Source organism: Halorussus salinisoli, from assembly GCA_005239435.1.
GTDB lineage: Archaea > Halobacteriota > Halobacteria > Halobacteriales > Haladaptataceae > Halorussus > Halorussus salinisoli.
This window is the reverse complement of record SZNP01000001.1, coordinates 985,205-1,002,218: the sequence shown is the minus strand read 5'-3', so window position 1 is coordinate 1,002,218 and position 17,014 is coordinate 985,205. Positions and strand designations below refer to the sequence as shown.

The following is a 17,014-nucleotide window of genomic DNA, read 5'->3' as shown; positions in this document are numbered from 1 at the left end:
CCTTCCCGAGCGATTCGAGCGGGCTACTCCGACTCGCCGTCGGAAGTGCGCGAGGCGATTCGAGGAGCGTCGGCGAGCGAGCGACACAGGTTGACGCCGAGTCCGACGACGAACGCCAGCAGTCCGACCGCGGCTATCCAGACCAGGTTCGGGTGTTCGACTCCGAGGTGAAGCGGCGAGAGCATGCGTCGAGTTCGGAGCTCGGCGGGCAAAACGGCTTCTGATTCTACCCGAAAGTCCTCGGTTGGTTGGGACGTATCGATAGTGGCGGGTGTCGGGGGAGAGACGGAAGTACCGCGAGCGCGGCCCGGTCGTGGAGGTAGCCGAGCGTCGCCGCGGCGGCGAGCGGGACGGCGACGCCGGCAGGTTCGAACAGCAACTCCTCGAAGGTCTCGGCCAGCGAACGCGGCCTCAGAATTGTATATAATCGTCTTAGGATTATAGTTATTTCTCTGTAGCGTGTTTTCGTTTCCGATGAGGCATTATACAATTGTTTTCGCGCTCGGCGGTGCCGTCGTCAGGACCGCCACGCCGACTTTCCGGCAGTTCCGTACCGGTTGCGCAAGTCGTTGCGAAGTTCACGGCACGAAGGAGGGCAACACGAAGCTAGCTACTTCGTGAGCCAATCATACTGCACCACACGGTACCGCAACCGCACCGCGACGGCCTCAGACCTCCCCAGCCTCCTCGCTCACTTCGTTCGTCGTCCCTCGTGCGCACGGGCGCGACCCAAACCACGGGTCGCGCCAGCCACGGGTCGCGCCAGCGCGCGCCGAACCGAGAAGAAAAGTCAGCACGCGCCGAGCCGGGGGGAGAAGTCAACACGCGCGGGAATGGAAAATTCGTCCTCCCGAAAGTGCAGTCCGAATCTCCGAACTCCCGAAACGTCTACTCCAGTAGATTCTCGCCGGTCATCGCGTCGGGTCGTTCGACGCCGATGAGCGACAGCATCGTCGGCGCGATGTCGCAGAGCGACCCGCCCTCTCGGACTCGCTTTCCGCCGCTGTCGCCCTCCGGCGTGAGGTAGACGAAGGGAACCAGATTGTAGGTGTGGGCGGTGTGAGGGTTCTCCGGGGTACCCATGTCGTCGGCGTTACCGTGGTCGGCGGTGACGAGGACGTGCCCGCCCGCGGCGGAGACGGCCTCCACGAGTCGGCCGAGTTGGGCGTCCACGGCTTCGACCGCCTCGACTGCGGCGTCGAAGTCGCCCGTGTGGCCCACCATGTCGGGATTCGCGTAGTTGAGGACCAGTACGTCCGGGTCGTCGGACTCGATGGTGGCGATGGCGGTGTCGGTGACCTCCTCGGCGCTCATCTCGGGTTGCTGGTCGTAGGTCGGCACGTTGGGCGATTCGACGATCTTCCGAATCTCGCCGTCGAACTCGACTTCCCGGCCCCCGTTGAGGAAGTAGGTGACGTGGGCGTACTTCTCGGACTCGGCGATGCGGAGTTGGGTGAGTCCGTGGTCGGCGAGGACTTCGCCGAGAACGTCCGTCGGCTGGTGCGGCGGGAAGGCGACGGGGAGGTCGAACGTCTTGTCGTACTGGGTCATGGTCGCCAGTCGAATCTCGGGCGGCGAGGTGTCGAACGGCCAGACGGGGTCGATGTCGGCGAGCATCCGGGTCAACTGGCGGGCGCGGTCGGCCCGGAAGTTGAAGAAGAGCGCGGCGTCACCGTCCTCCATCGCGGGGCCGCCCTCCACGAGCGTCGGTTCCACGAACTCGTCGGTGGTGTCGCGCTCGTAGGACTGGCGGACCGCTTCGACCGCCGATTCCGCGGTGTACTCGGATTCGCGCTCGACGATGGCCTCGTACGCCCGCCTCGTGCGCTCCCAGTTCTGGTCGCGGTCCATCGCGTAGTACCGCCCCGAGACGGTCGCCACCTCGCCGGTCCCTTCGCGGTCTACGACCTCCTGCAAGTCGGCGAGGAACGCCGTGCCGCTCTTGGGCGCGGTGTCCCGACCGTCGGTGAAGGCGTGGGTCACCGCATCGACGCCGCGCTCTGCGGCCAACTCGACGAGTGCGTAGAGGTGCTTCTGGTCGGAGTGGACGCCGCCCTCGCTGACCAGCCCCATGAAGTGGACCCGGCCGTCGTTGTCCCGTGCGTACTCGAACGCCGAGTCGATGGCGTCGTTCTCGCCGAGTTCGCCCTCCTCGATGGCGTCGGAGATGCGGGTGTACTCCTGTCTGACCACCCGGCCCGAACCGATGTTGAGGTGGCCGACCTCGCTGTTGCCCATCTGGCCCTCTGGCAGTCCGACCCGCCGCCCGGTCACGTCGAGCGTGCCGTACGCGCCCGCGTCGGCGTACCGGTCGAAGTTCGGCGTGTCGGCGGCCTCGATGGCGTTCCGTCCACCGTCTTCACTTCCCAATCCCCACCCGTCGAGGATTATCAGCGCGGCCTTCATGGGCGAACAGAAGGCGTCTTGTCGTAACTACCCTTCGCTTGGCGAGAAATCGCAACCGGGACGTCACTGCCGAAGACGGTCCACCCCGAACCGTGACAGGAGTCCAACGTTCGGGCGCTTCAACAAGAACTTTGGCCGACCGGGGTGAACGACGTGGTATGAAAGGTGTCGTCGGTGGGGGAATCGCGGGTCTCGCGGCCGCCTACCGCCTCCAGCAACACGGTCACGACGTGCAGGTGTTCGAAGCCAGCGACCAAGTCGGCGGTCTCGCCGCAGTGTACGAGACCGCGGGCGACCAGATCGAGAAGTTCTACCACCACCTCTCGGCCTCCGAGGAGACCATCGTGGACCTCATCGAGGAACTGGGACTGGCGGAGAACCTGGAGTGGCCCATCGGCAAGAACGCCTACTACTGGGACGGGACCGTCTACCCGATGGACAAGCCGTGGGAGATTCTGGCCTACCCCCACATGAGCGTCTACGACAAGTTCCGCCTCACGATGCTCACGCAGGAAATCGACGTGCGCGGCGGAATCCCCAAGTTCGACACCTACGAGAACCTGGAGGACTTCGAGGACGTGCCGATCGAGGACTTCCTGCGCGAACACACGTCCCACGGTGTCTACGAAGGCTTCTTCGAACCTCTGCTCGACGCCAAGTTCGGCGACCGGAAAGACGACGTGAGCGCGGCGTGGCTCCTCGGGCGAATCAAGTTCCGCGGCGAGCGCGACCTCCTGCGTGGCGAACCGCTGGGCTACCTCGAAGGCGGGTTCGGCCAGTTACTCGACGCCCTCGTGGAGGCGGTCGGCCGGGAGAACATCACGACGAATGCCCGCGTGACCGACCTCGACATCGACGACGGCGAGGTCAGCGGGATGACCGTGGCCGTCGAAGATGCGGCGACGGAGGAACCGAAAGCAGAAGCCCCCGACGGCGGAACGACCACCGAGACCCACGAAGTGGACGACGTCGTGGTCGCGGCGATGCCCAACGTCCTCGAATCACTCGCCGGCTACGAGTGCGAAATCGACTTCCAGGGCGCGGTCTGTGCGCTGGTGACGATGGACGAGGCGTTGACCGACACCTACTGGCTCAACGTCGCCCACGACGCGCCGTTCGGCGCGCTCATCGAACACACCAACTACATGCCGCCCGAGAACTACGGCGGCGACCACCTGCTCTACGTCGCCAGCTACATTCAGGACTACGACGAGGACCTCTGGCAGATGGACGAAAACGAAATCGAGGACCTCTGGCTCGGCCACGTAGAGGAGATGTTCCCCGACTGGGACCGTTCGCACGTCGAGCAGTTCCGCCTCGCCAAGAACCCCCGCGCCGCGCCCATCTACGAGCGAGGCTACCTCGACATGGTGATTCCCTACGACCTCGCCGACGAGGTCGCCGAGGGTCTCTACTACGCCGGGATGGCGAGTCGAGCCCAGTACCCCGAGCGAAGTCTGAACGGCGGCATCGTGGCTGGCTACGAGTGCGCCGACAGAATCGCGGGTCAGAAGCAGGTCGTCAGTCCGGAGTGAGTCGGTCGGCAGTCGGTGGTCGGCGACTCGGAGTCGGAGACGGAATCGGCCGAGCGAGTCGCCACGCTCCGGAAAATGCCCAGAATGCTTTTCCGCGATTTCCGCCTATTGTTATCCGGGGAGAACAATGAGTAGCATTCTGTCAGAAGACGCGGAGGAGAGGCGAACGAAACGGGCCGACGACAGCGTGCGCGACCCGGCGGTACGGATACTCAGGGCGGCGATGGAGGACGGCGACGGGGAGCGGTCGGGGCCGTCTCGAGAGAACAGACTCGTCCGGACGTTCCTGCTCGTGGACCTCGGAGCGGCGATGCGCTATCTTCGCGGTCGCCGGGGCGGGTCCGAGGCCGCGGAAGCACTCACCGAACTGGCCCCGGAAGTCGAACTCGAAGCCGAGTCGGACGAAGGCGGTCAGGGGCGTGGCGTCCTCCAGCGCCTGTTCCTCCTCGGCGTCGTCGTCGGTCTCGGTTACGTGTTGAGCAGACGGTCCGAGTCGATGGGTCAGGTCGTCAGCCAAGCGACCGACCGCGCGCGGTCGGTCGCCGACCAAGCCGAGATGCGCTCGGGTGAGATGGCCGGACAGACGGAAGCCGCCGCCGGAGAGGCCGCCGACCGAATCGAGGAGACCGGCGGAGCAGTCACCGACGAGGCCGCCGACCGAGTGCGGGAAGGCGGAGAGATGGCGGCCGACCACGTGCAGGAGAGCGGCGAGATGGCGGCCGACGAAATCGAGGAGGCCGCCGACGCGACAGAAGAAGCCGAGGAGAAGGCGGAGGACACGGGTAGCGAAAGCGGAGAAGACGAGGAGAGCGAGGAGTGACGGCCGCCCTATCGCGGTAACTGCGAACCACCGGTTTTTCGACCCGCGCCGAGACGACCTCGGGAACACGTTTCGGAAGCCGATTCCCGACTGTAGCTACGCTTCGGCGTCGTCGTCGCTGACGCCGGGTGCGTCGGTCACGTCCACCTCGTCGGGCTCCTCCTGCCCGCCGACCCGAACCTCGCCGTCGGGGCCTTGCACGTACACGTCGTCGGCGAAGCCGCCCTCTGCATAGGGGTGTTCCGGCTCTTCCAGTTTCTCGGGCGTCGAAGGAGCGTCCGGAATTCCGCCCGCGGGTTCGAACTCGCCGAGGGGGTCGTCGATGGAGATACCGTGACGCTCGAAGAACTCGGCGTAACGGTCGTAGTGCTGGTCCAACTCGTCGCTCGGGAACTCCATCATCTCGGTCCAGCCGTGGTTGTAGAAGTCGAAGTTGGCCTGAATGTGGGTGATTTCGCGGGCTTCGGCCTCGGGCGCGCCCGCCTGTAGCGCCGTCAGGTAGGTGTCCATCGTAGCGTCGAAGAAGGCGTCGAGGCGATCGCGGCGCTCCTCGCGGTGGTCGGCGTCGGCCTTCTTCAGGAAGATGCCAGTGTGCATGTCCACGAGTTTGTTCTTCACGAGGTCCGAAACCACCGGTAGTTCCAGTGCCTTCCGGGACGCGAAGTGGCGGACGTTCTGGTTTATTTTCATCGAACGATGTTTGGGACCCGATGCCCAAAAGTTCGTCTGTTCGTGAACTTCTCGCATGATTTTGAGATAGCAACCCACTTTAACCCCGAAGATGAAGGTTCGGCTATGAGCGAGTCGTACGTGATAATCGGTGACGGAATTGCGGGCAGTTCCGCCGCGGAGACCATCCGCGAGGAGGACCCGGATGCCGACGTCTCCGTCATCACAGACGAGGGTGAGGCGCTGTACAATCGCATTCTCATCAAGGAGTTCGCCAAAGGAAAACTCCCAGAAGCGCCCATCTCCATCCACGAAGAGGACTGGTACGCCGAACGCGATATCGACCTCGAACTCAACACGTTCGTCACGGACGTAGACCCCGAGGCCCACGAGGTCCACACCCACGACAGCGGCACGTTCGAATACGACAAACTGCTCGTCGCCACGGGTGGCACGCCGACCCAACTTCCGGTTGACAACAGCGACGCCGAGGGCATCCACCACTTCTGGACGTTCCAGGACGCCCGGAAGATTCAGGAGAACGCAAGCGAGGCCGACACCGGCGTCGTCGTCGGTGCGGGCCTGCTCGGTATCGACCTCGCGGCGGTCTGCGCCGCCCAAGACGTGGACGCCAAGTACATCATGCGAGGCAACCGCTGGTGGCGCTACGGCCTGAGCCTCGACGGTGCCGAAATCATCCACGACGCCCTCGAAGAGAAGGGCGTCGAACCCGTCCTCGAAAGCGGCGTCGAAGGCTTCGAGACCGACGACGACGGCCGCGTCGTCTCGACCATCGACGCCAACGGCGACGAGTTCGACAGCGAGTTCGTCGGCGTCGCCATCGGCCTGAACTTCAACACCGAGTACCTCCAAGGAACCGGTATCGAGGAGGACAGCGGCATCGTCGTCGACGAGTACATGCAGACCAGCGTCGAGGACATCTACGCGGCCGGTGACATCACCCGGTACTACGACACCATCCTCGACGAGTACGCCCAGAACGGGTCCTGGGGGAGTGCGAAAGAGCAGGGCCAAACCGCCGCGAAGAACATGGTCGCCGACGGCGAAGAAGAGGCGTTCCGGTGGGTCTCGTCGTACTCCATCACGCACTTCGACTTCCCGTTCCTCAGTTTCGGCTTCCCGACGCTGGGCGACGACGAGTGCGAGCGCAAGTACAGCGACACCGAGTGGCGTCGACTCGCGTTCAAGGACGGCAAACTCATCGGCGGCGTCCTCATCGGCGACATCGCCCCGCAGGGCCGGTACAAGGACCTCATCCGGCAGGAAGCCGAAGTCGCCGACCAGAAGGAAGTCCTGCTCGAGAAGGACTTCGACCCCGAAGAACTGGCGATTCCCCCGGAACAGTAGTCAGCGCGCGAACCACGAGTCGTCCGGAATCGCGTACCCCTCTTCGTCGCAGATATCTCGACCGAGTGACCGCACCGACTGTTCTTGCGGGAGCGTTTCGGACTTGCGTATCGACCGCTTCAGGTCCTCGGCAAGTCGGTCGACGGCCGACTCGCCGCCTATCGCTCGCATCGACCGCAGCGCCTCGGCGTAGTCGTGGTCCTCGGGCGCAGGCCCGGACCGGTCGCTGAGTTCGTCGTCCGCGAGTGCGGCGATGTCTCGGAGGTGGTCGTCTACGCTCGTCATGCGTCGAACGACGGCCCGGACGCCCAAAACTGTAGTCGCCGGGAGTCGGACCGTCGGTCGGACGACTCGCCGGTCGGAGCAAAACGGCGGGTCAACCAAACGTTGTAGTAGTTGGAACTGCTACCCGACGTACATGCCCCAACTCGAAATCGCCCTGTCGGACGACGTGGACATGCAGATCGACCAGTTGGTCACCCAAGAGGAGTTCGTCGACCGCCAGGAAGCCCTCGAAGAGATTCTGTCGCTCGGCATCAAGGAGTACCAGACTACGATGGAGAGCGACACCCGCGACGAGATGGAGTTCGCCGACGAGATGATGGAGACCACCGAGCGTTCGCTCGGCGACGAAGACGAAGGCTACCGGTTCTAACCGCTCTCTCGCCGCTCGGTCCCCGAAACTGCTTTTCGGTACTCCGCTCCTCGAAGCGTATCTATCTCCCTGACCCGTTGGTTCCACTCGCCAGAAGGTTTAAGATACTCTGCGACAATTGGTACCATGTAGCACAATGTCCTCGAATACGACTTCCGGAACCGACAGCGACTGGCGAACCCTTCGCCTCCGTCCGACAGCGACCGTGCCGGCCGGTGCGCCGGTGCGGCACTTCGACGAGTTACCAGAGCGCGCCCAGCAGTTGCTCGCCGAGTACGACGGGCGGGGAACGGTCGCCGTGACGCCCGAAATCGCCACTCTCTTCGCCGACGAACCGGTGGTCGTGTTCTCCGAGTATCTCCGAGTCGAACTCGCCTGAGTCGGGCGCGAGTCCGGGTCGCGCGTGGGTTACGTTTCGCGTCCGTTCCGCGTCTCGACTCGGAACGTAGCTCCGGACCGAAGGCGTTTTGCCCGCCACGGGCCGAGAAGATGGTATGAACGGAAGCGGCGAGATGACGCTCGCCTTCGAACTCTCGGCGCTGGAGGAGTTGGCCGAACCCGGCGCGGTGTTCGACGACGCCCGCAGGTGGAGCAAGTACGTCGGCGTAGTCTCGGACAAACCCACTTACGTCGTGACGAACTTCACTCGGAAGAACCGCATCCGGCAGGACTTCTTCTCCGGCCCGAAGGGGAAAGGCGAGAGTCTCGAGAGCGTCCGCGAGCAGTTCGACACCGACCGTCACGTCTTCGTCGGCACGACCGACGCGGACAGCGACCTCGCCGACGAGTACGAGTGGGAGTTCCTCGACGTCACAGCGGCCGCCGAGGCCGCCGAGTGGCAACTCGCCGGAGGGGCCGACGACGACGCGGACGCGGTCGAAGAGGACCAGCGCGACGACTGGCCGTGAGCCTCACTCGGTAGCGAGTCGGAGGATAGCCTCCGAAAACGTCTCTCCGTCGCGTCTGAGGGCCTTCAGTCGCTCGTGAGCCTCGCGGGAAATGCAGATTTTCTTCGCCATCGTCCGGTATCTCCGGATTGTTTCACCCTAGTATTTGAACCTTCGCGCGTGTCCACTACCCGCCGCTCGGTCTCGTCGCACCAGGTACGAACGCCCGATAGCCGACGGTGGACGATATTTTTGATTGTTAGAAGCAACTGAAAACAGGATATAAGGCTCTGTTTCCGGCCGAAAGCCGTTTTTCGGTTGCCGTGAGGACCCGCGGCCGACGGCGTCTTCCGAGCACCCGAACCGACCCATCCTATATAGATTCGGGTGTCAAATATATACTTTCTGCGCTACGTTTAAGCGTCTCAATCGGCTACCAACGACTAACGATGACTGCTCGAGGAAGCGGCGTCTTCCACCGACGAAACGCGACGCCCGAAAGCGCCGAAATCTCCGAACTCAGCTCTCACTCCGAACCGGTCACGCTGGCCCGGTTCGAGCGCCCGCGGACCGACACCGAGACCACGTTGGCCGTAATCGCCGACCCGCACCTCTCGACCGAGAAGGACGGGACGTGGAAGGCCTATCACCGGACGGAGGCCCACCTCCGGGCCGCCGTCGCCGACGTGAACGACCGCGACGTGGACGGCGTGGTGTTCGCGGGCGACCTGACCGAGGACGGGAGACGCGCGGACTTCGACGGCGTGGCCGACGTACTGGCGGACCTCCGCACCCCGTTCGTGGCCGTGCCGGGCAACCACGACGTGCCGAAGGCGTTCGACGGCCACGACACGCCGCCCGTCGCCGAGTTCGAAGACCGGTTCGCGCCCGACGAGTTCCCGTTCCGGAAGCAGTTCGGCGGCGTGGACGTACTTGGACTGAACTCGGCGTCCGCGCCCGACGGCGAACTCGACGCCACCCACGACGGTGCGATTTCCGACGACCAACTCGCGTGGCTCGAATCGACGCTCCCCGAGACCGACGCCGCGGTCGTCGTGAGCCACCACAACTTGCCGGGTCTCGACGCCGCAGTAGGTGAGTCAGGCTACGCGCCGCACCCGCCGGTCGGCGACGCCCCCGCGCTCGTGGACGCGCTGGCGGGCCACGACGCCCTCCACCTCTCGGGCCACGTCCACCTGCCCGCGGCCGTCTCGGGCGACGTGCGAGGACTGGTCTGTCCCGCGCTCTCGTCGTTCCCGCAGGCGTACGTCCTCGCCAGCGTCGGTCCCGAGGGCACGACCCTCGAGATGGTTCCGGTGGCCGACCCCGAGGGCGTCGAGGAGGCCCGCGACCTCGCCCGGAACCACTCCGACCGGAGCGCGGACATCGCCGAGATGGTGGAGGCGCAGTTGGCGGACCTGCCGCTGGCCGACGAGCGATAACGCTCGACTCGCCGCCGAAGCTTCTCACTCGTCTTCCGTCTCGTCCTCGGACCGGTCGTCAGTTCTCGGTGAGGCATCGGACTCGTTCCCGAAGGGCGACACGTAGCGCTCTCGGCCGAAAAAGCCCCTGAGCGCCATCGTCGTACCGACGTAGGAGGCCGCGACGAGGACCAGAAAGCCGAAGACCAGTTCCGGAACCATCGTACCGACGACTCTCCCACCGCGGATGTAAATCTGACGCGAACGAGGCGAGGACGCTCCGGCGGAGCGACTTCGTGACTGCGACCCGGGCGACAGAACAAGTCGAAGCCGAGCGGACGAAACAGCAGTCACTACGCGAACGAACGCACGAAAAGAGCAACGTCGGGGGAACCGCTCGCTAGTCAGTCGGCGGCCACGGGCGTTCGACACTCGTCGCCCGCCATCGCCACCACGTCGTCGAAGAAGCCCAGCGTGTCGTGCGGGCCGGGGTTGGCTTCGGGGTGGTACTGGCGAGTCAGGACCTGCAAGTCGTCGCTCTCCAGTCCCTCCGCGGTGTCGTCGTTGACGTTGACCTGCGTCACGTCGAGTTTCGGGCCGGGTTCGTCGACCGTGTAGCCGTGGTTCTGCGTCGTCATCACGACCTTGTCCGAGCGGAGGTCCCGAACCGGCTGGTTGACGCCGCGGTGTCCGAAGGCCATCTTCTCGGTGGTGCCACCGAGCGCGCGGGCGACGATCTGCTGGCCGAGACAGATGCCCGCGAGCGGAACCTCGCCGACGAACTCCTCCACGAGCGACTGGGCGGCTTCGAAATTCGCAGGGTCGCCCGGCCCGTTGGAGACGAACAGCACGTCGGGATCTAACTCCGCGACTTCGCCGGGGGTCACGTCGTAGGGGAGGACGTGGACCGTCGCGTCGCGTTCGAGCAGCGACTCCACGATGGACCCCTTCGCGCCGCAGTCGACGAGCGCCACGTCGGGGCCGTCGCCGCCGTCGTACGTCTTCCGGCGGGAGACGCTGACCTGCGCGCCGATGTCGGTGTGATCGCTCATGCCCGGACAGTCCGCGAGGGCTTCCTTGGCCTTCTCGGGCGAGGCGTCGGGTCCGGCCGAGATGCCGCACTTCATCGCGCCGCCCTCGCGGATCTGACCCACGAGGTCGCGGGTGTCGAGGTGGTCCACGGCGGGGACACCCTCGGATTCGAGCCACTCGGCCACGTCGTCGGTGAGTTCGCGGGCCACGACCGCGCGCGGGTGAACTCGGTCGTCCTCGAATCGCTCGTCTCGGACGCCGTAGTTTCCGATAAGCGGGTACGAGAACGTCAGGACCTGTTCCTCGTACGAGGGGTCGGTCAGGCTCTCTTCGTACCCAGTGTACGCGGTTGTGAATACCAGTTCCCCGTGGGACGTGCCTGGAGCGCGACAGCGCGCCTCTACGACGCTGCCCCCCTCCAGTGCGACGTATGCGGCCGACATTACGAGATTCATACGGAATGGCGGGGTATAAACCTTGCTTTCGTAGCGAGATTACGAATTTCGTAATTGTCAAGTACCGTCCCCGTCTACTGTCACATCTCGATGGACGAACTGGACCGCGAAATCCTGGCCATCCTGCGCCGAGACGCCCGAAAACCCTACACCGAAATCGCCGAGGAGGTCGGCACCAGCGAGGGGACGGTCCGCAATCGCGTCGAGCGCATGACCGACGAGGGCGTCATCGAGCGATTCACCGTCACCACCCGGACCGGCAACGTGAAGGCGATGATAGAACTCGACGTGGCGGTAGACGTGAACACCTCGATACTCGGCGAGCGCGTGGCCGACTGGAAACAGGTAGACTTCGTGTGGCAGGTCTCGGGCGAGGAGGACATCGTACTGGTCGTGGACGCGGCGGACACGCAAAGCGTGAATCAACTGATTTCGAAGGCGCGGGAGTTAGAGGAAGTGGTGAATACGAAGACGAGGCTGATTCTGGACGAGAAACTAGGATAACGCTCCAGTGGCGTCGTTCCGTAGGTTGGTGGAGTCGAGCGTCTGCTTCGTTGAAGTCGGGGTCACTGGCATCTGCTTCGCCGAACTGTGAACCTGAACTGGATTGGGGTGTACGATTTCTCGGAGTGAGCAGAGACGTAACGATTTCTCAGGGTGAGCAAAGAAGCTAGCTACTCCTTGAGCAACGGAGTTACCGCAACCGCACAGTACCGCAACTGCACCGCTCCGCATCGCGACGGCCTCACACCTCCCCATCCCCCTCGTTCGCTTCGCTCAGTCGTTCACCGTCAGAGGCACGCTCTGACGAGCCTTCAGTCACTTCGCTCCTGAAGACCGCGCGCGCCAGCGCGCGCCGGGACCAAGGACACAATACTCGAACCCGGAAAAAACGATACTTGGAATCTGGACTGCTCGCGCCGATTCCGGCCGAGTGGTCAGTTACTCTCGCTCAGACCGTCGTCGTCGAAGTACACCTCGGCGATGCGGGTGTGGTAGGGGTCGCGCTCGTCGGCTTCCGGCGGAATCTCCACGTCCGGCGAGTACTGGCTCACGGTCCAGAAGGTCCCGGAGGAGGGGTCCACCGAGACGCCGTTGTAGTCGCCCCAGCGCAGGGGGTTGCCGACCGTGCCGAAGCCCTCGCCGAAGTCGTAGTTCGATTCGCCGTCCTGCACGAGAAGCGAGTCCTCCAGTTCACCCTGCGTGTGGTCGGCGGTCCGGCCAGAGACGACAGACTGGACGTAAGTGTCGGGTCCGCTCCGGTCGTGCGCGATGACCATCCGGCCGTCGTCGGCCCCGACCGTCGGGATGTAGTACGAGGTTCCGGATTCGCCGTAGACGCCGCTCTGGACGACCGACCGCGAGGCCACGTCGATTTCGTACCACCGGATGGCCGCGACAGCGCGCCCGTCGCCGTCCCAGTCGTACTGGATGGTGTGGGCCGTCCACAGCGACCCGTCGTCGAAGTCGGCGTTCATCAGGCGCGTGCCGATGGTGTCCACGTAGTCGGTCTCGTCGCCGCCCTTCTGACGCGCTGGCGGCGGGTAGCTGTAGGGGTCCACGTCGAGCGTGTAGCAGTCGAGCGCCGGGTCGCCGGTCGGGTCGGTCACCTCCCAGAGCGTGAGCGTGCCGGAATCCGGTACCGGGAAGTCGCTGTTCACCAGATAGTACGTCCCCGAACTTCCGCCCGAGAACGGCTGAAGTGCTGGCTGAACCGTGAACGTCAGCCCGTCGGCGTTCGGGTCTCTCATCCCCGTGAAGTGGTGAGTGGTCACGTCCTCCCCGGCGTACATCGCGGCCTTGTCGAGGGTGATCATCGTCACCTCGAACACCTCGCCGAAGAAGTTCTGCGTGAGGTAGATGGCGTCGCGGTCGAGTCCGAGCATCGGATAGTCCACGAGGCCCTCGTTGTTCAGCGGCGGGACGCGGTAGACGTACCACTTACCGTTCGGGTTGCTGGTGGCCGACACCGCGACGACCCACCAGCCTTGCGGCGAGCGACTGACCTGTTCGTCCTCGAGTTCGCCCTCTTCGAGCGTCTCGCGGTCGATTAACTCACCGTCGGTCGTCAGGCCGGGTTCGTACTGGGTCGCCGCAACGACGAACCGGTCGGACTCCCGGTCGTAGCGCGCCCGCGGGTCGAACACGAACGGTTCGCCGTAGACGAACCCGCCTTCGGGTTCGGGGATGATCGGTTCCCAGAGTCGTTCGAGGCGTATCTGCTGTTCACGTCGCCCGCTCTGCTTGTTGAAGATGGCGACCTGCTGGTTGAGGGCGTGGACGATTTTCCCGTCGCCCGCGGCGACCTGCGAGTCGGAGGGGACGCCGCCGCGCGTCTGCTCGGCGTTCACGCCGTCGTACTCGGTTCTGGCGGTCAGCGGGCCGGGGTCGTCGGCGTTCGACTCCTGGGCGGCCCGCCGCGGTGGCTGTCGGCCCGACCCTTCGCTGGCCGTCCGCCGCAGGTCGGCCGCCGTATCGTCACCGCCCGGACTCGACGCGCCGACCGAGCCGGGCGCCTCGCCGCGGGCCTGTTCGGCCCGGATCTGTCCGAGGTGTACCGTCCCGCCTGCGTACGTCCGCTCGAACGGGCCGTCGGCGGAGTCGGTCTGGGCAGTCGCGACTTCGCCGCCGAATCCGGCGAGCGACAGACCACCGAACCCGACGCCCGCCGCCTGTAACAGTCGGCGTCGGTCCATCGACAGGCAGCCGTCGTCGTCGTTTCGCTCCGCGTCCGAAGACTCGTCTCTCGTCGTTCGTCTCATTTACGTTTCGGTTCGAGACTTGGGAGATTGAGGGTTAGTTAATTAGATGCTATTCGTAGCCGAAACGCGAAACGAAGCTACGTGTTTAAGTTCGACTACGTGTTTCGTATTCGACTATCCGTTGAAACGAACCGAAAACCGTCCGTAGCGAACCCCTGAAACGAACCTCTGAAACGAGCTCGGGAAGCCTCCGAAGCGGACCCGAAACGTAGCTGATGCTTACTTCGGGGGGTCGCCAACGCCCGGCGTCTCCAACCAGTCTGGTCGCTGAAGATTCCCCTTTCCCTCGTGGACGCGCCGGTAGAGCGTCCGCAGTCCCCTATCGAACGGTCCCTGGTGGACCCGCGGTTCGACTCGACCATCCCGTATCGCCTCGACCACGGCTTCCGGCGAGAACTCGTCGGCGTCGATTTCGGTGTAGGCCCGGCCCACCTCGACAGGATAGTGGGCGTCGCTTCCACCGACCAGCGGCAGGTCGTGGCTCTCGGCCAGTTTTCGGGCCCACTCCTCCGTCCGGGGATGTTTCCCGTTGACCTCGATGGCGTCGAAGTCGGCCTCGACCTGCCGGACGGTGCTGTTGCGGTACGGGTGGGCGACGACGGCCGCGCATCCGCGGTCGTGGGCGAGTTTGACGGCCTCCTCGGGCGTGAGTTCGCCGGGGTCGGTCTCTCTGGGCGGGTCCGGTCCGACCACCAAGACGTGGCCGTGAGTCGTCGTGACCTCGATGCCCGGAATCGTCCCCGCGAACCGGCCGCCCGGCCCGGAACCGCCGAGGTCGAACGACCGGAAGTAGTCGTGGTTGGTCAGCGCCACCCCGTCGAGTCCCCGCCACTCGGCGGCCCCTGCCAGCAGGCGAACCCCAAGCGGGTCGTAGTAGTGGGCGGCCCGCTCGTGGCCGTGGAAGAATCGAGTGTGCGCGTGAAGGTCGACCGTGTACACGCTGAATCCTTGTAGCCAGTAGACCTTTGGCTTTCTGCCCCCAAATCGAGGTCACATGCCCGAAAGTGGGGGACGACCCACGGGCGAGGCGACTTTCGCCGACGGCGGCGACCCGAACGACCGAATACTCGTTCTCAACCCGGTCAGCGGGAACGGGAACCACCGCGAACGGGTGCGGGAGATAGCCGACGAAGCCGGGTTCACCGTGCTGGAGACCCAAGACGGCGGCGAGGGAATCACGTTCGGTCGCCTCGCCGCGGAGTCCGGGGCCGACCTCGTGGCGGCCGCGGGCGGCGACGGAACCGTCAACGAGGTGTTCCGCGGTCTCGACGCCGCCGACGCGCTCGACGACGTGACCTTCGGCGTCGTCCCGGTCGGAACGGGCAACAACTTCGCCGGAAACCTCGGCATCGAGGGCGTCGAACACGCCTTCGAGGTCCTCGCCGAGGGCGAGCGCCGCCGCATCGACGTGGCGACTGCCGACGGCGAACGCTTTCTGAACTCCTGCATCGCGGGGTTGACCGCCGAGGCCAGCGCCTCGACCACGCCGGAGTTGAAGGACCGACTCGGCACGCTGGCCTACGTCGTCACCGGACTCCGGGCGGTCAGGGAGTTCGACGGACTCCCGTTGACGGTCGAGGCTAGCTGTCCGGACACCGACAAGACGTGGTCGGGCGAGGCCGTGATGGTTCTTGTCGGCAACGCCCGTCGGTTCCCCGCGGAAGGGCGCTCGCAGGCCAACTGCGAAGACGGCCTGCTGGAGGTGACGATAATCGAGCAGACCCCGGCGACCAACCTGTTGGAGGAGGCCACGATTCACCGACTGTTCGGCGACGAGACCGAACACGTCACCAATCTCTTCGCGTCGGAACTCCGGGTGGACGTGCGACGCGACGAACCGGTCGGCTTCAGTTTCGACGGCGAGACGGAGTCCTACGAGTCGTTGACGATGGGGACCGGCGAGCGAACCGTAGAACTCTGCGTCGGCGAGAGCTACGAACCGGACCCGGACTGAGGTTCGGTCGTCCGGACCGAGATGCGGTCGTCCGGACTGCGGTACAATCGCCCGGACCGAGATCCGGTCGTCCGACTACGTTTCGAGTCGGTACCGATACGGCGACGACTGGATGACCGTAACGTCGTCGTCGCGCGCGCGTCGCCCGAGGACGGTGGCGACGCGGTGGGCACTCTCGATTGTTTCGCCGTGAGCTTCGAGCAACTGGAGGATTTCGCGCGCGGTCAACGGCTCGTCGGCGTCAGCTTCGGCGAGGACGGTACGTATCCGCTCGTAATCCCTCGCACACTGGGCCATACGTCTATTTTCGTATGCGTCCGATTCCCACTTAACCTTCAGTCAGACGTGCGTCAGACGTTTATTAGTATTTGTTCTTGGGTAAATAAATATCGGGTCGGCCGACGTATCGGTGAGGAACGAGCGTCAGACCGCCTGGTCGTGCGGGCCGGAGAAATCCCGTTCTCGACGGTACTGCTCGACGAACTCCGCCACGTCGAAGTCGAGCATGTCGTCTTCGAACTGGGCCATCGCGCTGTCGTCGTCGGCGTGACTGACGGCGTGTTCCATCAGTTCCACGAGGAGTTCGACCACGATTTCGTGGAGGCGGCGCGAGTCGAAGTCGGTCAACCAGACCAGCGCGTAACCGACGTCCTGGTCGTCCTCGACGTTCTCGCTGACGACTTCCTCGGGGAACTCTTCCAACACGACGCCCATGACGTGAGGCGTACCGAACTCGCCCAGGTCGTCGTCGGTATCGACGGTCGCCCGGAGAACTTCTACGAGGAACTCGGGGACGAAGCGCGAGGGCGGATGTACGTCCGTGACGACCGCGTGGTTCTGGCCGCACGCACACTCGTACTCGCGCATGCCCATGTCGAGGTCGTGGACGTAGACCGACTCGCCGCAGGGGAGGTCGATTTCGGCCCCCCGACCGCCCGGAACGCGCGGTTCTGCCATGCGACGGGGTTGGCGTTCGGGACGTTTAAAAACCGCGACTCTCCCGACGCCGACGTCCCTGCCTGCTCGGGCGTGGCGGATACTCCCCTGACA

At 64.8% G+C, this 17,014-nt stretch carries 21 protein-coding genes; 10 read left to right on the top strand and 11 right to left on the bottom strand.

Features of this window, described 5'->3' with window-relative positions:
• Positions 1 to 23 precede the first annotated feature (23 nt).
• Positions 24 to 185, bottom strand: a complete 162-nt coding sequence (locus E2484_RS24870) for a hypothetical protein (RefSeq protein ID WP_170977279.1) — start codon at positions 183 to 185, stop codon at positions 24 to 26.
• Positions 186 to 271: 86 nt separating this feature from the next.
• Between E2484_RS24870 and E2484_RS24865 the strand changes: the two genes are divergently transcribed.
• On the top strand, positions 272 to 427 hold the full coding sequence (locus E2484_RS24865; RefSeq protein WP_170977278.1) for a hypothetical protein: 156 nt from the start codon (positions 272 to 274) through the stop codon (positions 425 to 427).
• Between the two features lie 461 nt (positions 428 to 888).
• Here E2484_RS24865 and gpmI read toward each other — a convergent pair whose 3' ends face one another.
• Positions 889 to 2,406 carry a 2,3-bisphosphoglycerate-independent phosphoglycerate mutase gene (gene gpmI, locus E2484_RS09365; protein WP_137284932.1) on the bottom strand — a complete coding sequence of 506 codons (1,518 nt, stop codon included), beginning with the start codon at positions 2,404 to 2,406 and terminating at the stop codon, positions 889 to 891.
• 158 nt (positions 2,407 to 2,564) lie between these two features.
• Here gpmI and E2484_RS09360 point away from each other — a divergent pair, with 158 nt between their 5' ends.
• Together E2484_RS09360 and E2484_RS09355 are read left to right on the top strand one after the other, a co-directional pair.
• A complete protein-coding gene (locus tag E2484_RS09360; protein WP_137284931.1) occupies positions 2,565 to 3,941 on the top strand; it encodes an NAD(P)/FAD-dependent oxidoreductase in 1,377 nt (458 codons plus the stop codon).
• A gap of 127 nt (positions 3,942 to 4,068) precedes the next feature.
• The gene (locus E2484_RS09355; protein ID WP_137284930.1) at positions 4,069 to 4,761 is read left to right on the top strand and encodes a hypothetical protein; all 693 of its coding nucleotides are present in this window, start codon (positions 4,069 to 4,071) and stop codon (positions 4,759 to 4,761) included.
• A gap of 96 nt (positions 4,762 to 4,857) precedes the next feature.
• Here the strand turns inward: E2484_RS09355 and E2484_RS09350 are convergent, their stop codons facing one another.
• Complete coding sequence (locus E2484_RS09350; RefSeq protein WP_137284929.1) at positions 4,858 to 5,451, bottom strand: DUF6149 family protein; 594 nt, start codon at positions 5,449 to 5,451, stop codon at positions 4,858 to 4,860.
• A gap of 105 nt (positions 5,452 to 5,556) precedes the next feature.
• On the opposite strand from E2484_RS09350, the gene E2484_RS09345 reads away from it, so the two are divergent.
• On the top strand, positions 5,557 to 6,798 hold the full coding sequence (locus E2484_RS09345; RefSeq protein WP_137284928.1) for an NAD(P)/FAD-dependent oxidoreductase: 1,242 nt from the start codon (positions 5,557 to 5,559) through the stop codon (positions 6,796 to 6,798).
• Here the strand turns inward: E2484_RS09345 and E2484_RS09340 are convergent, their stop codons facing one another.
• Entirely contained in the window at positions 6,799 to 7,083 is a 285-nt protein-coding gene (locus tag E2484_RS09340; RefSeq protein ID WP_137284927.1) for a hypothetical protein, read from the bottom strand.
• A gap of 133 nt (positions 7,084 to 7,216) precedes the next feature.
• Between E2484_RS09340 and E2484_RS09335 the strand changes: the two genes are divergently transcribed.
• The 3 genes from E2484_RS09335 (at position 7,217) to E2484_RS09325 (ending at position 8,361) form a co-directional block, all read left to right on the top strand.
• Positions 7,217 to 7,453: a DUF7120 family protein gene (locus tag E2484_RS09335; protein ID WP_137284926.1), complete on the top strand. Its 237-nt coding sequence runs from the start codon at positions 7,217 to 7,219 to the stop codon at positions 7,451 to 7,453.
• 136 nt (positions 7,454 to 7,589) lie between these two features.
• The gene (locus E2484_RS09330) at positions 7,590 to 7,832 is read left to right on the top strand and encodes a hypothetical protein (RefSeq protein ID WP_137284925.1); all 243 of its coding nucleotides are present in this window, start codon (positions 7,590 to 7,592) and stop codon (positions 7,830 to 7,832) included.
• A gap of 115 nt (positions 7,833 to 7,947) precedes the next feature.
• The gene (locus E2484_RS09325) at positions 7,948 to 8,361 is read left to right on the top strand and encodes a DUF7124 domain-containing protein (protein ID WP_137284924.1); all 414 of its coding nucleotides are present in this window, start codon (positions 7,948 to 7,950) and stop codon (positions 8,359 to 8,361) included.
• 3 nt (positions 8,362 to 8,364) lie between these two features.
• Here the strand turns inward: E2484_RS09325 and E2484_RS09320 are convergent, their stop codons facing one another.
• Positions 8,365 to 8,472, bottom strand: coding sequence for an antitoxin VapB family protein (locus E2484_RS09320; RefSeq protein ID WP_137284923.1), 108 nt, complete (start codon positions 8,470 to 8,472; stop codon positions 8,365 to 8,367).
• A gap of 317 nt (positions 8,473 to 8,789) precedes the next feature.
• On the opposite strand from E2484_RS09320, the gene E2484_RS09315 reads away from it, so the two are divergent.
• Positions 8,790 to 9,782: a metallophosphoesterase family protein gene (locus tag E2484_RS09315; RefSeq protein WP_137284922.1), complete on the top strand. Its 993-nt coding sequence runs from the start codon at positions 8,790 to 8,792 to the stop codon at positions 9,780 to 9,782.
• 24 nt (positions 9,783 to 9,806) lie between these two features.
• On the opposite strand, the gene E2484_RS24860 is transcribed toward E2484_RS09315, so the two are convergent.
• Together E2484_RS24860 and carA are read right to left on the bottom strand one after the other, a co-directional pair.
• Positions 9,807 to 9,983: a hypothetical protein gene (locus E2484_RS24860; protein ID WP_170977243.1), complete on the bottom strand. Its 177-nt coding sequence runs from the start codon at positions 9,981 to 9,983 to the stop codon at positions 9,807 to 9,809.
• Positions 9,984 to 10,165: 182 nt separating this feature from the next.
• Positions 10,166 to 11,236, bottom strand: coding sequence for a glutamine-hydrolyzing carbamoyl-phosphate synthase small subunit (gene carA, locus E2484_RS09310; protein ID WP_137284921.1), 1,071 nt, complete (start codon positions 11,234 to 11,236; stop codon positions 10,166 to 10,168).
• Positions 11,237 to 11,338: 102 nt separating this feature from the next.
• Here carA and E2484_RS09305 point away from each other — a divergent pair, with 102 nt between their 5' ends.
• Positions 11,339 to 11,752: an Lrp/AsnC family transcriptional regulator gene (locus tag E2484_RS09305; protein WP_137285346.1), complete on the top strand. Its 414-nt coding sequence runs from the start codon at positions 11,339 to 11,341 to the stop codon at positions 11,750 to 11,752.
• Between the two features lie 434 nt (positions 11,753 to 12,186).
• On the opposite strand, the gene E2484_RS09300 is transcribed toward E2484_RS09305, so the two are convergent.
• Positions 12,187 to 14,010: a cupredoxin domain-containing protein gene (locus E2484_RS09300; RefSeq protein WP_170977277.1), complete on the bottom strand. Its 1,824-nt coding sequence runs from the start codon at positions 14,008 to 14,010 to the stop codon at positions 12,187 to 12,189.
• Positions 14,011 to 14,229: 219 nt separating this feature from the next.
• The gene (locus E2484_RS09290) at positions 14,230 to 14,949 is read right to left on the bottom strand and encodes a CehA/McbA family metallohydrolase (RefSeq protein WP_137284918.1); all 720 of its coding nucleotides are present in this window, start codon (positions 14,947 to 14,949) and stop codon (positions 14,230 to 14,232) included.
• Between the two features lie 55 nt (positions 14,950 to 15,004).
• Between E2484_RS09290 and E2484_RS09285 the strand changes: the two genes are divergently transcribed.
• Positions 15,005 to 15,964, top strand: a complete 960-nt coding sequence (locus E2484_RS09285; RefSeq protein WP_137284917.1) for a YegS/Rv2252/BmrU family lipid kinase — start codon at positions 15,005 to 15,007, stop codon at positions 15,962 to 15,964.
• A 75-nt stretch (positions 15,965 to 16,039) separates the two neighbouring features.
• Here E2484_RS09285 and E2484_RS09280 read toward each other — a convergent pair whose 3' ends face one another.
• Both E2484_RS09280 and E2484_RS09275 read right to left on the bottom strand, forming a co-directional pair.
• Positions 16,040 to 16,261 (bottom strand): hypothetical protein, encoded by a 222-nt coding sequence (locus tag E2484_RS09280; RefSeq protein WP_137284916.1) that lies wholly within the window; start codon positions 16,259 to 16,261, stop codon positions 16,040 to 16,042.
• A 126-nt stretch (positions 16,262 to 16,387) separates the two neighbouring features.
• A complete protein-coding gene (locus E2484_RS09275; RefSeq protein ID WP_137284915.1) occupies positions 16,388 to 16,921 on the bottom strand; it encodes a DUF5815 family protein in 534 nt (177 codons plus the stop codon).
• Positions 16,922 to 17,014 lie beyond the last annotated feature (93 nt).